The organism is Bradyrhizobium sp. Ghvi, from assembly GCF_900115265.1.
Lineage (GTDB): Bacteria > Pseudomonadota > Alphaproteobacteria > Rhizobiales > Xanthobacteraceae > Bradyrhizobium.
In genome coordinates, this window is record NZ_FOVU01000013.1 from 69048 (window position 1) to 84089 (window position 15042).

Annotated in this window: 17 protein-coding genes; 6 read left to right on the forward strand and 11 right to left on the reverse strand. The window is 64.2% G+C overall.

The window, feature by feature from the left end; genetic code table 11:
- Window positions 1-28: 28 nt before the first annotated feature.
- Window positions 29-334, reverse strand: a complete 306-nt coding sequence (locus tag BM374_RS32395) for a BufA1 family periplasmic bufferin-type metallophore (protein ID WP_092302261.1) — start codon at window positions 332-334, stop codon at window positions 29-31.
- Window positions 335-644: 310 nt separating this feature from the next.
- Here BM374_RS32395 and BM374_RS32400 point away from each other — a divergent pair, with 310 nt between their 5' ends.
- From BM374_RS32400 to BM374_RS32415, 4 genes are all read left to right on the forward strand, one after another.
- The gene (locus tag BM374_RS32400) at window positions 645-2732 is read left to right on the forward strand and encodes an adenylate/guanylate cyclase domain-containing protein (protein ID WP_092302263.1); all 2088 of its coding nucleotides are present in this window, start codon (window positions 645-647) and stop codon (window positions 2730-2732) included.
- Between the two features lie 79 nt (window positions 2733-2811).
- Entirely contained in the window at window positions 2812-3396 is a 585-nt protein-coding gene (locus BM374_RS32405; protein ID WP_092302265.1) for a HutD/Ves family protein, read from the forward strand.
- Between the two features lie 141 nt (window positions 3397-3537).
- On the forward strand, window positions 3538-4758 hold the full coding sequence (locus tag BM374_RS32410) for an adenylate/guanylate cyclase domain-containing protein (RefSeq protein WP_092302267.1): 1221 nt from the start codon (window positions 3538-3540) through the stop codon (window positions 4756-4758).
- Window positions 4759-4842: 84 nt separating this feature from the next.
- Window positions 4843-5640, forward strand: coding sequence for an adenylate/guanylate cyclase domain-containing protein (locus BM374_RS32415; protein ID WP_092302269.1), 798 nt, complete (start codon window positions 4843-4845; stop codon window positions 5638-5640).
- A gap of 136 nt (window positions 5641-5776) precedes the next feature.
- On the opposite strand, the gene BM374_RS32420 is transcribed toward BM374_RS32415, so the two are convergent.
- The 3 genes from BM374_RS32420 to BM374_RS32430 form a co-directional block, all read right to left on the reverse strand.
- Window positions 5777-7216 carry a tetratricopeptide repeat-containing glycosyltransferase family protein gene (locus tag BM374_RS32420; protein WP_092302271.1) on the reverse strand — a complete coding sequence of 480 codons (1440 nt, stop codon included), beginning with the start codon at window positions 7214-7216 and terminating at the stop codon, window positions 5777-5779.
- A 254-nt stretch (window positions 7217-7470) separates the two neighbouring features.
- A complete protein-coding gene (locus BM374_RS32425) occupies window positions 7471-7839 on the reverse strand; it encodes a rhodanese-like domain-containing protein (protein WP_092302273.1) in 369 nt (122 codons plus the stop codon).
- Between the two features lie 126 nt (window positions 7840-7965).
- Complete coding sequence (locus BM374_RS32430; protein WP_092302384.1) at window positions 7966-8688, reverse strand: c-type cytochrome; 723 nt, start codon at window positions 8686-8688, stop codon at window positions 7966-7968.
- 116 nt (window positions 8689-8804) lie between these two features.
- Here BM374_RS32430 and BM374_RS32435 point away from each other — a divergent pair, with 116 nt between their 5' ends.
- Window positions 8805-9563: a CBS domain-containing protein gene (locus tag BM374_RS32435; protein ID WP_092302275.1), complete on the forward strand. Its 759-nt coding sequence runs from the start codon at window positions 8805-8807 to the stop codon at window positions 9561-9563.
- Between the two features lie 47 nt (window positions 9564-9610).
- On the opposite strand, the gene BM374_RS38930 is transcribed toward BM374_RS32435, so the two are convergent.
- The 7 genes from BM374_RS38930 to BM374_RS32465 all read right to left on the reverse strand — a co-directional run bounded on the left by BM374_RS38930 (window position 9611) and on the right by BM374_RS32465 (window position 13830).
- Window positions 9611-9775, reverse strand: a complete 165-nt coding sequence (locus tag BM374_RS38930; protein WP_177248694.1) for a hypothetical protein — start codon at window positions 9773-9775, stop codon at window positions 9611-9613.
- A gap of 29 nt (window positions 9776-9804) precedes the next feature.
- Entirely contained in the window at window positions 9805-10005 is a 201-nt protein-coding gene (locus BM374_RS38165) for a hypothetical protein (RefSeq protein WP_143270303.1), read from the reverse strand.
- Between the two features lie 179 nt (window positions 10006-10184).
- Window positions 10185-10364, reverse strand: coding sequence for a hypothetical protein (locus BM374_RS32445; RefSeq protein WP_092302277.1), 180 nt, complete (start codon window positions 10362-10364; stop codon window positions 10185-10187).
- Window positions 10365-10386: 22 nt separating this feature from the next.
- Complete coding sequence (locus tag BM374_RS32450; RefSeq protein ID WP_092302279.1) at window positions 10387-11109, reverse strand: CBS domain-containing protein; 723 nt, start codon at window positions 11107-11109, stop codon at window positions 10387-10389.
- 72 nt (window positions 11110-11181) lie between these two features.
- Window positions 11182-11700 (reverse strand): Hsp20/alpha crystallin family protein, encoded by a 519-nt coding sequence (locus tag BM374_RS32455; RefSeq protein WP_092302386.1) that lies wholly within the window; start codon window positions 11698-11700, stop codon window positions 11182-11184.
- Window positions 11701-11879: 179 nt separating this feature from the next.
- The gene (locus BM374_RS32460; RefSeq protein ID WP_092302281.1) at window positions 11880-12890 is read right to left on the reverse strand and encodes an alpha/beta hydrolase; all 1011 of its coding nucleotides are present in this window, start codon (window positions 12888-12890) and stop codon (window positions 11880-11882) included.
- A gap of 16 nt (window positions 12891-12906) precedes the next feature.
- Window positions 12907-13830: an MBL fold metallo-hydrolase gene (locus BM374_RS32465; protein WP_092302283.1), complete on the reverse strand. Its 924-nt coding sequence runs from the start codon at window positions 13828-13830 to the stop codon at window positions 12907-12909.
- Between the two features lie 244 nt (window positions 13831-14074).
- Here BM374_RS32465 and BM374_RS32470 point away from each other — a divergent pair, with 244 nt between their 5' ends.
- Window positions 14075-15022 carry a LysR family transcriptional regulator gene (locus tag BM374_RS32470; RefSeq protein WP_092302388.1) on the forward strand — a complete coding sequence of 316 codons (948 nt, stop codon included), beginning with the start codon at window positions 14075-14077 and terminating at the stop codon, window positions 15020-15022.
- The last annotated feature ends 20 nt before the right edge of the window (window positions 15023-15042 follow it).

Here is a 15042-nt window from a genome sequence, read left to right on the forward strand (position 1 = left end):
CCTGTTGCGATGGTTGCGACGCCGCGCGTCAGACCGGCTTGAGCGAGCCCTTCTTGCCGTTCGGCAGGTCGATGTTGGTGCAGGTGCCGCCTTGCACGAATTTCCAGGCATTGCCCTGGAAATCGACGGTCGAGGTGCCCTGGCAGGTCGTGCCCGGCCCGGCGGCACAATCGTTCTGGCCCTTCAGCGCAACGCCGAAGCACTTCTCTTTCTTGGCGGCGACGGCCGCGTCGGCCTCGGCCTTGGTCAGCGGACCGGCGGCAGCGAGGGTCGCGAGCGCGGTGGACATGGCGCCGGCAAGCGCGAGCGTGGTGACGGCGTATTTGGCAGACATCGGAGTTCTCCTTCGAGATGAATCGCCGGGCGGGCGACAAGCGCATGGTCTCGTTCGCTTCGTACGCAGGTCGCGTTACCGCGGAGATGCTCACGAATCCGTGAGACCGATTGGGTCGAGCGCACCGCTGGTGCGCTTGGGCCGGCATTAACCGTCAGGCAACGGCGCAAATCCAATGCCTTGGCTCTATCGAGACGTTAGCCGCAGGGCATTGGCGAGGAGACAGCGTGCCTGTCAGACGTAACGAATGACGACTGGCGACGTAGAGCGGTGTCAGGGGATAGTGCAGCCTGCGAGACCGAGAACAGCGATGAACGTCGATCCCGGACGGCAGTTTCGTGAAATCGCCAGGCTGACGGTCAGCATTCGCCTTGCCGTCTCGGCGCTGGTGCTGGCCGCGATCCTGCTGACGGCAGCGTTGTCGAGCCTGTTGTGGTGGCGCACGGCGGAGGCGACCAGCCGGCAGCTCGCCTCGACTATCAACGAGCAGATCGTCGCGGCGGTGCGCAAGGAGGTCTCGGCCATCGTGGACGAGGCGCGGGCGGCGCATACGGCGATCCGCACCTTGTTCCTCCAGAACGTGCTCGATACCCGAGAAGCCGACAAGCGCGAATTCGTCTTCCTGTCGCAATTGCAATCGCAGGCCACGATTTCCTGGGTTGCTTTCGGCTGGCCCGACGGGTCGTTCTTCGCCGCGCATAAGCTCGGCGACCGCCACCTGGAGATGATGGAGATTTCGCTGACCGATCATGCGGGCCAGCGCCGTATTGACGAATATGACGTGGTGCCCGGGGATATCGAATTTGCCAACCGCCGCTTCGAGCCGACCGGATTCCGCGTCGCCGATCAGGCCTGGTTCAAGGCCGGGATCACAGCTGACGAGCCCCAATGGTTCAAGGTCATGGACCATGCGACTGGCCAGCGTCCGTCGATCGCTTTTGCCGGTCCGATCGATGTCTATCAGGAGCGGCAAGGCGTGCTTGCCGTCGTCATCGAATACACAAGGCTTGCGCGCTTCCTGTCGCAGCTGGACGTCGGGCACACCGGAACGGCCTTCATCATCGATGACAGTGGCGTGCTGGTTGCCGCTCCGGACAGGGACGCCGACGAACTGCATTCGGCGAAGGGCGACACCACGTTGCTGCCGCTTGCGCAGACGGCGCTCGCAAGGGCGGGTGAAGCCGGCGCCAAAGAGGCTTGGCGCAGCCGGCTCACCTCGCACGGCGCGGCCTATGAGGTCGCGCTCACGCCGCTACCGTTTCCCGGGTGGTCACTGGCCACCGTGATCCCTGAGGCCGAGTTCCTCGGTCCGGTCGAGACGACGCTGCGGAACCTGATCCTCGGTCTTGCCATCGGCGCCGTGCTCGCGGCATTGGCGTCAGCCGTGCTGGCGCGTTCGGTCATTGCCGCGCCGTTGTCGCGCGTCGTCGGCGAGCTCCGTCATGTCGAAGCATTCGCGCTGGAGCAGGTTCGCCGCCATCCGTCGCGGCTGAAGGAGATCGCGAGCCTGTCGGGTGCGATCGCCGAAATGGCGGCCGGCCTCTCCGCGTTCCGCAAGTTCATCCCTGCCGACCTCGTGCGTGCACTCCTGCGCCAGGGCGTGGAGGCAAGTCCCGGCGGAAGCATTCAGGAGCTCAGCGTGATGTTCATCGACATTGCAGGCTTCACCGGCTTGTCCGAGCGGCTCGGCGATCGCGTGGTGCCGCTGCTGTCGCGCTATCTGGACGTCACCTCTGAGATCATCGTTGCCAATGGCGGCACCATCGACAAGTTCATCGGCGATGCGGTCATGGCATTCTGGGGCGCGCCACTGCCGCAGGAGGATCACGCAGTGCGATGCTGTCGCGCGGCGCTCGCGTGCCGCAGGGCGATCAGGGAGTCAGGCCTCACGGACGATCTCGGCCAGCCGCTTCAGATTCGAATCGGCATCAATTCCGGGCGCATGCTGGTCGGCAATATCGGCTCTGAGCTGCGGCTGAACTACACCGTGATCGGCGATGCAGTGAACGTTGCAAGCCGGCTCGAAGGTGCCAACAAATCCTATGGCACGCAGATCCTGATCGGCGAGACGACCGAACGCCTCGCGCGCGGTGCCATCGTCAGGCGCGAGATCGATAGCATCGCCGTTTATGGGCGAGAGGAGGGGCTCGCCGTCCATGAGCTGATTGGAATGATGGATGAAGGCACGCTCGCGGCCGGCTGGATCAAGGACTATGAGCGCGGCCTCGCCAATTATCGCGCTCGTCGGTTTGCCGCAGCGCTCGCCGATTTCGAGGGCGTGTTGAAGCAGCGCGGTCACGATCGCCCGGCCGAACTGATGCGCGAGCGCTGCCGCCAGCTCGCAGCGTCCGCGCCCGATGCCACCTGGAGGTCCGTGGCGGAATTGGCGTCGAAATGATCGCGATTCGGAAGGATCTCGACGCGAAAGCGTGGAGGCATTATTGATGCGCGGGTGATCCCCTGGACGCCCGCACCACATGAAAACCACGCTGCTCAAATCCGAAGACTATACCCGGGCGCCCTGGAAGAACGGCGGCGGCGTCTTTACCGATATCGCGGACGCTCATCGTCCCGGTGTGACGACCAAGGATTGGGACAGCCTGCTGTGGCGCTTCGCGTCCACGCCGATCGTGGCGCCGGGGCCGTTCTCGCACATGCCGGGCATCGACCGCCTGCAGATGGTGGTCGGCGGGCGCGGGCTGGTGCTGAGAGCGCCCGGGCGGGAGTTCGACGAGCGCGAGCCGTTCACGACCGTGCGTTTCACCGGCGAAATGGAGATCGTGACCGAGCTCGAAGCCGGCCCGGTCGAGGTCGTCAACCTGATGGCGCGGCGCGGGGCGGCGGAGATCGAGCTGTCAGCGCTCAAGGAACCGGGCGAGCGGCCATTGCTATCAAGCACGCACCTCGTCTACGCGGTTTCCGGTGATTGTGGCATTCGACTCGAGGGCGAGGAATATGTCATTCCCAGCGGCTGCACATTGAAGATCGAGCTGTCTGCGGCCTCGAAGCTGAGCTTCGTTTCCGGCCTTGCCGTGCTGGGCTCGATCCGGCTCGTCGGCTAGGCGGCCGCCGCTGCGCACAATCCGTGCAACTGGCTAGGTTGACGCAACCCATTCGGAATACGATATCTGCGACGATGCGGACCGCCGCCCAAGGACCGCCGCCCAAGGACCGAATCCCAAGGCAAGCTAGATGGCCAGGATATGAACGCGCCCGACAAGATTCCCGCTGCCACGCTTTCCGACGGCGTCGTCGATTGGCTGACCAACGGCACGCGCGACCAGCGCTTTATCGACAACATCTTTGCCGAGATGTGCATTCGCCTCCAGCAGGCGGGCATTCCGCTCAAGCGCTCGACGCTTCACGTCCAGATCCAGCATCCGCAATGGCTGGGGGCCCGCATCATGTGGTCCGACGGCATGCGCGAGGCCGAGATCGGGCGCGTCGACTTCGACGTGAGGGAGCGCTCCGAATATATCGGAAGCCCTGCCAACGAGATGCTGGATGGCGCGACTGAAGTCCGCGAAAATCTGGAGCAGGATCCCTCGCTCGGCCGCAAGCACGCACTTTATGACGAAATGCGGGCGAAGGGCCTGACGGACTATGTCGCCTGGCCGCTCTACCACACCCTCGGCAAGCGCCATCTCATCACCTTCGCCACCGACCGGCGCGGCGGTTTTGACGATGCGCATATCGCGGCGCTGAAGAAGGTATTGCCGGTGCTGGCGCTGGTCAGCGAAATCCGCGTCAAGAATCGCCTGGCGCGCACGTTGCTGGAGACCTATGTCGGCTCCCATGCCGGCGAACTGATCCTCGCCGGCGCCACCAGGCGCGGCACCGGAACGACGGTGCGCGCCGCGATCATGATCTGCGACCTCAGGGATTTCACCAAGATTTCCGACAATTGGCCGCGCGACGATGTCATCGATCTTCTCAACGATTATTTCGACGCGATGTCCGAACCGATCGCGCGGCACGGCGGCGAGATCCTGAAATTCATTGGCGACGGGTTGCTCGCCATCTTCCCGCTGAGCCAGCCTCATGCCTGTGCCAACCTGCTGCGTGCCGTTGCCGAGGCCCGCGACGCCATGGTCGCACTGAACGAACGCAACAAGGGCACAGGCCGCGCGCCGCTGAATTACGGCATCGGCGTCCATGTCGGTGACGTCATGTACGGCAATATCGGCTCGACCAGCCGGCTGGACTTCACCGTGATCGGCCCCGCCGTCAATATGGCCTCGCGCCTCGAGGCGCTCACCAAGCAGATCGGCAAGCCGGTGCTGTTGTCGCGCGATTTTGCCGAACTGGTGGCGCCGGAGTTCGAGCTCGAGCGCGTCGGCCAGCATGCGGTGCGCGGCTTCAGCGAACCGATCGAGCTGTTCGCGTTCCAGGCGGGCGGCGGGCTCAACGAGCGGATTGCTTGATCACGCGCTGTTGCCAAGCCGCAAACGTCCAATTACGTTTCGTCTCAGGTCCGCCAAGATGGTCCAGCGATTGGCCGCAAACTCATGCCCAAATTCCTTCGCATCGGCCTGCATCAGTCGAACGTATCGGGGTACACATCGAAGGCATGGTGCGTGCGGCGGGTCGGCCCTGCGGTGTTCCTGAAATGGGGGGCCGTCGAGGTCCAGGGCGCCGGCAAGAGTCGCAAGGTCTACTGGTCGCGTCTGCCGCAGGAGAAAACGATCCGTTGCGGCACGGCGCAGCGCGCCCAGGACTACATCAAATCCGCGATCGCGCGGCGGCGCAGCCATGATTATGAGCCGCTGGCTGGAGCTATTCTGGCGCAGCGAAAATCCGCCAATGGCAGTGCCGACCTCAAGCAGGCGCGCGCAACGATCCTGATCGTGGACATCGTCGGCTCCACGGCGAAAGCGGCAAAGCTCGGGGACGCACGCTGGACCAAGGTGATGGGCCTCTATTACGCGGCGGTTCGCAAAGAGCTGAAGTCGTCGCGCGGCAGGGAGGTCGTCACGACCGGCGACGGCGTGCTCGCGACCTTCAAGGCGCCGGCGGCGGGCATCAATTGCGCGACCGCGATCAAAAAAGCCGTGCGCACGCTGGGCCTCGAGATCCGAGTGGGCTTGCACGCCGGCGAATACGCGATCAGCGGCGGCGAAATGGTTGGGCTTGCCTTCCACATCGGCACCCGCGTTGCCGCGAAGGCACGTGCCGGGGAAGTCCTGGTCTCGAGCGCGGTCAAGGATCTGCTCGCAGCGCAATCCCAGATTCGTCTCAGGGATCACGGCAGCCACCAGCTCAAGGGCGTTCCGGCGCGGTGGCGGCTGTATCGGGTCGAGGGCTGAAGCCCCTCTCGCCAAGACTTTCGCCTGTCTCGCCAGCGTTCTCGTGTCGAATGCCTTCCCGCCGGGAATAAACAGAACTCGAACTGATCCTCACCAGAGGAAATGCGTGCGCGCTTTGACGCGGGGCGACGTCGCTCTATCGCGGCTGCGTCACCTTGAAGTCCTCGAGCGCGCGGCGGACATTGTCCACGACGCTGGCCCAATCGCCTCGCTTGGGTTGCCTGAACAGCCGCATGGACCGATACCACGGGCTGTCGTCTCGATTGAGCAGCCAGCGCCAGTCCGGGTTGAACGGCAGCATCGTCCAGACCGGGGCGCCCAGCGCGCCCGAGAGGTGGACGACGCTGGTATCGGCCGAGATCACGAGGTCAAGGCAAGACACCAGCGCGGCGGTCTCGCTGAAATCCGTGAGCTGCTCTGTAAGGTCGACGATGTCACCGCGTTCGCCGAGGAAGGTGCGGTCCTGATCGCGGATGCCTTTTTGCAAGGAGACGAACTGGACGTCGCAATTCAAGAGAGGCGTAAGCGCGCGCAGCGGGATCGACCGGTTGTGGTCGTTCTTGTGACCCGGATCCCCCGACCAGACCAGTCCGACACGCAAGCGCGTGTGAGGCCCAAGCCGGTCGTCCCACACCTTCACGCGCGCCGCCGGCGGCGCGGGGACATACGACTCTGCCAACGGGATCGTATCGAGCCGCGTTCCGAATGCCAGCGGCAGGCTGCCGAGAGGGCAATGCAGGTCGAATGCCAGCGAGGGCGTCGACGACCGGTCGATGCAAGTTGCAACGCCGGGGATCCCAGCCAGCAGCGACCTGACCGCAGGCCTGACCTCCAGTATGACCCGGCCGCCGAGCGCAGCCACCATGGGCGCATAACGCGCAAACTGGATCGAGTCGCCCAGTGCCTCGTCGGCATGAAGCAATATGGTCTTGCCTTCGACCGGCTGCTTGCCAAGCCAGAGCGGCTGGGAAAAGCCGCGACCAGTGAGGCCGAGAGACGACGCTTTCCAGCGGACCTCGCGTCCGCGCCAGCCTCGCTCGAAGTCGCCGGTCAGCATCTGGAGAAGCGCCAGATTCCAGATCGTGTCTGCATTGCCAGGGTCGATGGCCAATGATTGGTGAAAGATGGCGAAAGCCTCATCCAGCAGGAGCTGGCTCCACAATGCCCGCGCCTTTTCGTTGAGCGCTGCGGAGAACTTCGGACGCAGCGCGAGCGCGCGGTCGAAGCTCGAGAAGGCCTGCTCCATCCGCCCCAGTCTCGCATGAAGCGTGCCGAGGTTCTTGTGCGTCTCCGCCTCGCCGGGGTTCAGCGCGATCGATCTCTCGAAGTCGGCCTGCGCCTCGTCGAACCGGCCCAGCCGCTGCAGGCAAAGTCCGCGCGTCTGATACAGAGGTGCGATCCCGGGATTGAGCTTGTCGAATGCGTTGAAGCATTCCAGCGCTTCCGCATACCGGCCGAGATTGAACAGCGCTTGGCCTTGTTTCGCGGCTTCCAGACTTTGTTGCGCGGCCGCTAGATTCGGCGGCGCGACGATCTGGGATGGCCTCGCCGCGGACCGGCGCTCTTGACGGTTCATCGGCTGATCGGACAAGTGTTGGATGTCGGACGCCCCGTGATTTTTGGGTCACGCAAAAGGAGGCGCCCGTCGCACTTGCGTTCTCGGTCCGTCATTCCGTGTGTGGCCGTGGTTGCGAGTGCTGCCGAACGCGATCGTGGCATCGCGTTGACGCAGTTTCCGGCGCCAAGCTGGTGTGAAGCTGGCGCACGGCGAGCGGCAGGCCTGAGGTGGCAACAGATCGATGGAGTGGGCCCGCTGGCTGCGGCGTCGCCCTATTTCTCGACCGCCCCGGTCCAGTCCTTGAATCCGCCGACGTTGAACACTTTCTCGTATCCCATATCCTTGAGCAACTTGCCGGCCAACGCCGATCTGCCGCCGGACGCGCAGTAGAGAATCACGGTCTTGCTCTTGTCGAATGCCTTGTCGTGATAGGGCGATTCCGGATCGGCGCGAAACTCGAGCATGCCGCGCGAGACGTTCAGGGCGCCTGCGATCTTGCCGCTGGCCGCGACTTCAGGTGCATCGCGAACGTCCACGACAAGCGTATTGCCATTCTTGATCATCTCGGAAGCCTGTTCCGACGTGATCTTGGGAATTGCCGCATTCGCGGCTTCGAGCATTTGCTTGACGCTGGTGGCCATTGGTTCTCTCTCCGTTGTCGTCCCCGAGGCGGACGATAGCATAACGCTCGCGCTTCGCCTCCTCCTATTGGAGGAGCATCGAGGCTATGGCGCGGAGTAATTGGGCACTGGGAAGCAAGGCGCCGTCTAGCGCAGTGAGCGGGCTTTCAATGTTTCGAGAAACGCTACGATCGCGTCGATCTGGTAATCCGCAAGTCGCGGGTTGGGCATGGCTTGGTCGGGTCCAAGCCTGCGATGGCGCGATGCCAGGAATTGCCTGATGGCATCGGCGGAGAACGACGGACGATTGATGATCTCGAGGAAGCTCGGCGGAGAGGGGCGGTACGCCGGCGATTCCTTGGCGGCATCCTCCACGATATGGCACGTTCCGCAGGACCCATGGGCCTGCGCCCGGCCTTCCGCAATCTGATCGACGAACAATTGGTTCTCGACCGGCGGCCGAAGCGGTACCTGGATTGTGATCGAGGCGAAGCTGCTGGCCCGATGGCAGCTGTTGCATTCGTCCGTCAGGGCCGAATACGCTTTGGTGAACCCAGGTAGATCTTTCTGCTGTATCGCTTGTCGCACGGCTTGCAGCTGAAGCTTGGCCGGCGCGATCGGTGCTGGATCGGGCAGGAGCCTGCTCGCCCTTTCAAAACCATCGTCCAACTGCCGGGTTTCGTAGTTCGCCAGGCTCCAGTTGCTGAGCTTGCCCGCAAACCACAGCTTGGCATGCTGCAACTGAAGCCGGATCATGAGATCGGAGAGCGCGGCGGAGCCGCCGGCGGACGTGGTTTGGGCTGGCGCTTCTGCGCTCGATGCAGCCATTGCCGTCAAAATCGCAGCGATGAGCAAGGCTAGCAGACGCATGGCGAATGTCCCGGACATCACGGCAGCATGACAGTCGATCGCGCCCCGGAGTTGATCTCAGTCAAGCCTCTGTCAGGGGGAGCAAGTAGCTGTAAGATCTCTTTGGAGTGGAAGACATGCGCGCGCACCAGATTATGTCCCGGCGGGTCATAGCTATTCGTCCTGAAGCCTCCATCGTTCAGGCCATCAAGATCATGCTGGCCCATCACATCAGTGGCCTGCCGGTCACGGATTCGGCGGGAAAGCTGGTCGGCATCATCTGCGAAAGCGACTTCCTCAGGCGGGCGGAGTTGGAAACGGAGCATAGCCGCAACCGGCTGCTGAGCGTCCTGCTTGGAGCGGACCGGACCGCGCGCGAGTTCGTGAAGGAGCATGGGCGCAAGGTCGAGCAGGTCATGACGCGCGATCCGGCGACCGTCAGGGAGGATACGTCCCTCGAGGAGATTGCCGGTTTGATGGAGCGCCGAAACCTCAACCACGTCCCGGTCATGCGCGATGACCGCATCATCGGCATCATCACCCGGTCTGACTTCCTGTCCGCGGTTGCCGGTCCGTTGACCGGCGCCTCTGGCTACTCGGAAGATGACAACCAGATTCGCCGGTCGGTCCTCGCGGCGATGTCAGGGAAGCCCTGGCAACCCGTCGGCTTGAACGTCAGCGTCAGGAACGGCGTGGTGACGCTGCGAGGCGTCGTAAACGGCGACAATGCGCATCAGGCGGCGATCGTGGCTTGCGAGAACGCGTCCGGCGTTCGCGAAGTCGATGACCGCCTGTGCCTTCAGTCGACCCGTCCCGATCCGGAGGATGAGTATGGCGGCGGTGACTTCGTCTCGGTGCAGGCAGAGCCCTCCACGCTGGATGATGAACCGCTGTAACCTGCCGATCAGAAGACCGGGATTTGATCGGGCGAGCAGGCGATCGCCTAGTCTGCCGACGAGCGACGGGTGAAATGGCGCGCCGCACCACGACCGGTGTTGGAACGGACGGGCTGCCTGGCAGGTCTGGCCAGTGAAGAAAAACAAAGCGCGAGTTCGAGAACGCCAAACATCGCGAGAACCATCAGGGCCTTGATTGCTTCATTGGTCATCTGGATACCCTTCGACAGGCCTTTCTCTGCTAACGTTGTGCGATCCTGGTCAAAACCTGGTTCGGGTGAGGCTGGTGAACCGTCACGGTCGTCGGCTTTTGCACGTTCAAGTCAGGATAGGTCAGGTGCACGGTCAGCGCGGTCGTGACGATCGCGATGCCGGCAATCAACCCGGCCACGACCACCTTCAGATGTGTTGCCCTGTCCGCAGTGTGCATCGAATGATTCATTGCAGGCCCCTGGCCGGCGCGTACTGATAAATCCGTTCTAAGGCATAAATTCTCCGGCCGAAATTTGGGGGCTTCACCTAAGGGGATGTCCGTAGCTGCACGCGCCCTCGAGTCCCGCCGGACCACCGGCAGTGAGCCAAGCGATCGGAAGTCAGGACGCGGCCTCGTCTCGCCGGCTGTTACCGGGGCGCCTGTCGGTCCCGCCCGGAGAAGGCGGCTACCAGCCCGACGAGGCCGGTGACCAGCAACATGGTCACGATGGTCTGGATCATCCCGAAGTTCAGCGCATCACGCGCCACGAACAGCGCCGTGATCGGCGCTGCTATCGCAAAGAGAATCCGGACGACCCATCCCAGCATTGTGGTCTCGCTCCGCAGGCGTTCAGCTTGCGGCCTTCATGTCTTCGGGCGATTCCACATAGAACCCGGAATAGGTGTCGACGAGGCAAAGATGGTCGTGGACTTTCCTGACGCCGGAGGTGTTCTCGGCGGCGACGATTTCGGCTTGACGCGCCTCATCGGTGGTAATCAGGCCATGCAGATGCACCACGCCCTCCCGGACATTCACTTCAAAGCCGATCGGGCGCCAGTCGGTGGCGTTGACGGCGCGCGTGATGCGTTCGCGAATGTGCTCGTCATCGGCGGTCGGATCGGGAATTTCATGCACCAGGCTCGCCACGGCCTGCAGCACATTCGCTCTCGTGACGATCCCGACCGGCGCCTTGCCGCGCAAGACGGGGACGCGCTTGACGTCGTTCTTCTCCATGAGGTCGACGAGTTCGGCCAGACCGGTATCTTCCTGCACCGAGACCACCTGCTTGGTCATGACATCCTCGACCTTGCGGCCGCGCTCGTGAACGAACTCGGCAGCCGCCCGTCCCGGCCCCATGAAGAATTTCAGCCATGCAGCGTGCCTGCGGCCGGTGCCGATCTCGCTGCGACGGAGGAAGTCGCTTTCCGAGACCATGCCGACGAGATTGCCCGCATCGTCGATCACTGGCAGACCGCTGATGTGCATCTGGAGCATGATCTTGGCCGCCTCCTCGATCGTGGTGTGCGGTGTTACGGAAACGACGTCTTTTGTCATGATATGATGCGCGCGCATGTTCGATCCTTGTTGGCCGGCGAATTTCTGGGTGAGGCGCGGCTGCGGTGCTCGCAGCCGCGCCTCGGCGCCTCAGGCGGCCTTGACATCGATGGTCTTGGCCGGCTTCTGGGCTTCTTCGGTCTTCGGCAGGACGACCTTGAGCACGCCGTTCTTGAACGTCGCCTCGATCTTGTCGGCGTTGACGCCGTCCGGAAGCGCGAAGTAGCGCTCGAAGGAGCCGTATCGGCGCTCGGAGACGTAATAGTCCTTCTTCTTCTCTTCGGTCTCTTCCTTCTTCTCGCCGCGGATGGCGAGACCGCCGTTGACGAGCTTGACGTCGATGTTCTTCTCGTCGAGACCGGGAAGCTCAGCCGTGATCTCGTAGGCCTTCTCGCTTTCGGCGATGTCGACGGCCGGCGCATTGAAATTCCTGGACAGGTCACGCTCGAGGCGGGCGAGCGAGCGGAACGGCCGCTTCCAGAAGCCGTTGCCGAAATCGTCGAAGATCTGGTCGATTTCGTTTCTCAGCGCCTGGAACGGCTGCCATGTCTCGCCGGTCGCGGGCACGGTCGAGGTTTTGGTGACGGGTAATTTGGTCTCGGTTGCCATGATCATGCTCTCCTTCGCGGTCGGACCATTCCGGTCGCCGCGAAGAGTAGTCATGGCCCCGAGGCGTTGATTGATTTCGCGCAAACTTGCACGCGGCACCGGCGGATCCAGTTGCGTGGGTGCGAGAAGCCAATCCAGCAATATAGGACAGCCTTGCGGACGTTTTTGGCCGCCGGCGATCAGCGCTGTCCGCTGTGCGCGTAGTGCTCGGCCAGGAACTGGCTGATGGCGTCGAAGGCCTGCAGCCGATTCTTTTCGAGCAGCACCATGTGGGTGCCTTCGCCGATTTCCACCCATCGCCGGTACGGCGCCCGTTTGAGCGTGAGGAAGAAATCCTGCGCCGAGGCCATGGTCACGTCGCGGTCCCATTCGGCGTGAACGAGAAGCACGGGGACGCGAATGTCGTTCGGGTCATAGAGCGCCTTGCCGGCGGCCCAGTAATCGCGGATATCCTGGATCGGACCGTTCACTGCGCGCATCACGCGGGGTCGTTCGGCGTTGCCTTGCGGATCCGTCGCGAGCGAGGCTTCCGCCCAGCGCTCGAACCAGCCCTCCGGGATGAGGCTTTCGCGTGCCGCCTCCGGCGCCGCCGCGAGCCAGCGCTCCCTGAAATCGAGTACGGGGACCTTGCGATAGGCCCCGAGCGCGCCGCCGGTATCGATCGGAGCCGGGGCGTTCAGCAGCCACAGCGGCGCGACCAGTGCGAGCTTCTCGACTTTGTCGTTGTTACCAGCGGTGTAGGCGCCGGCGACCGAGCCGCCCCAGGACATGGCGACGAGACTGAGCCGCGGGATGCCGCGATGCCTAAGGATGTACGAGACCGCACGGGCGAGGTCGCCCACCGCGACATCGGTGCGAACGAGGGGCGCGGCGTCCTCCGCCGGCGCGTCCATTTCCGGCGGCCGGGTCGATCCGCCATAGCCGCGCACGTCGAGCGCGAAGACATCGTAGCCCTGCGCGGCGAGATGATCCATGAAGGAGGCGCCGCCGAGCGGCACATCGAACAGGCTTGCCGAGGAATAGGTCGCGCCATGGACCATCAGGATGGTCCGCTCGGAGGAGAAAGTCTTTTGCGCGGCGGCGCGCTTGTTGCGCAAACGAAGCGAAATGCCGGCCGTGTCGCTTGCAACAGTGAAATCCTCGACCACGACATCGGCGCCGTAGTCATGTGCTCGAACGTTCTGATCCATCGTCGTTCTTCTCCGATCAAAGGAATTGCCAGGCGAAGCGCTCGCCGCTGCGCGTGATGCGCCCGGCGGAGGACTGCGCGAAATGGGTGGTGAAGACGGCAGCGCCGCTCTCTGCCGCGTCCTCAAGCACGAAACTGCGCGAGCGGAGCGCCGCTTCGGGGAATTCGCAGAAACAGGAGTTGAGCGACGGCTCGTAGACCTGGAGCGGATGATGCATCACGTCGCCGGCGAACAGCGCTGTCTCGCCGCGCGAGACGAGACGGATCGAGGCGTGGTCGACGCTGTGGCCCGGCGTCGGAACGAACGAAATGCCCTCCAGGACCTCGCCGCCGTCGACGGTGACGAGCCGTGCCAGGCCGGCTTCGATCACCGGCCGCACGCTGTCGTCATAGACGCGATCGGCGGGCTTGCGCAGGACAGGGCCGAGCGCCGGATTCGCTTCCGGCTCCGCGCCGTTGGCCAGGCTCGCGCCATAAGCCTGCTCGATGTGCGAGAAGATGTAGGTCGCGTTGGGGAAGGTCGGCGTCCAGCGACCGTCGACCAGGCGCGTATTCCAGCCGACGTGATCGGCATGGACATGGGTGAGGAGCACATGATCGACGTCCTCCGGCGCAACGCCCGCAGCGGCCAGCCGCGCGAGGAAAGGCTCGTTCAGCCGGTGCAGCGGCGGAATGTCGGGCCTGATCTTGTCGTTGCCGGTGGCAGTATCGATCAGGATCGTATGGCGCGGCATTTTGACCAGCCAGCTGTGGATGCTCTGGATGAAGGTGCCGGTCGCGGGATCGAACGAACCTTGTTCGAGCTTCGTCCGCTGGCGCTCCAGCGCCGCCGGGTCCGCGCCGGGATACAGCGTGTCGAACCGAAAGGCTGCCAGCGACAATTCGTCGATCCGGGTGATGGCCGCATCACCGATGTGGTAAGTCTTCGTCTCCTGCGTCACTGAGGCCTCCTCCGCTTCGGTCGGTGCCGGGCGCGGCGTAATTGCCGACGTCGCGGATCTGCCGCCGTGGCTGTGAGGTACGAGCCGGGGCGCGCCGCCGGGAGGGCCGCGAGCTCGATAGGTCTCATCGATGCCGGTGATGCCGCCCGCTCGCAGTCCGCCTTTTCATGCCGTCGTGAAAGCCCTAACTGTCTCGTTGCGGCTCGTGCGGCTGCGCTTGTCTGCCTTGAACGGAGGTGTCTCGATGACGGATGTCGAACGTGGTCCCGGCCGGGCGGTCGACGATTCCGACCTCGCCGAGATCGACCTCGGCCTGTTGCTCGCGCTGGAGGCGCTGCTGCGCGAGCGCAACGTCACCCGTGCGGCGTCGCGTCTGAACATCGGGCAGCCGGCGCTGTCGGCCCGGCTAAACCGGTTGCGGCAGGTGTTCGCCGATCCCTTGTTCGTGCCCGCAGCGGCAGGGCGGGGCGTGGTGCCGACGACGCGGGCCATAGAGCTGCAGGCGGAACTCGCGGAGGTGCTCGGTCGGCTGCGCCGCATGGTGGAGGGGCCGGCCGCCTTCGATCCTGCACGGGACCAGCGCACCTTCGTCGTCGCCATTCACGAGAATCCGGCGGTGACGCTTGCGCCGGGTTTCGTCGCTCAATTGACCGCGATGGCTCCCCGCACGCGGCTCGCGCTTGTCCACCCGACGCCCGATATCGTCGATCGCCTCGAACGCGGCGAGATCGATGTTCTGGTCACGGGGCCCGACCGGACCAGCGGCGAGCTGATGCAGCGTCCGCTGTTCGAGGACAGCTTTCTGACCGCACAACGCAAAGGACACCCGCGCGGAACAGGCGCGCTCGATCTCGACACGTTTTGCGCATCCGATCATCTGCTGATCTCCGCGGACGGCGGCGGCTTCGCAGGCCTGGTCGACGACGCGCTGGGCGCGCTCGGCCGCGTCAGGCGTGTCGCCGTCTCGATCCAGACCTATGCGCTTGCCCCCGTCATCCTCGCGCACAGCGATTGCATCTGCACCCTGCCGCGGCGCTTCCTGATGCGCTTCGCCCACGAGCTCGACCTCACGCCTCCGCCGCTCGTTCTGCCGCCGGCCCGCATCGTCGCGCTGTGGCACCCGCGCAATCAGGAGGATGCAGGTCACGCCTGGCTGCGCGATCGCCTCTACCAGGCGGCTGCGGCGACGTGAGACTACGGCGCCGAGAGTGC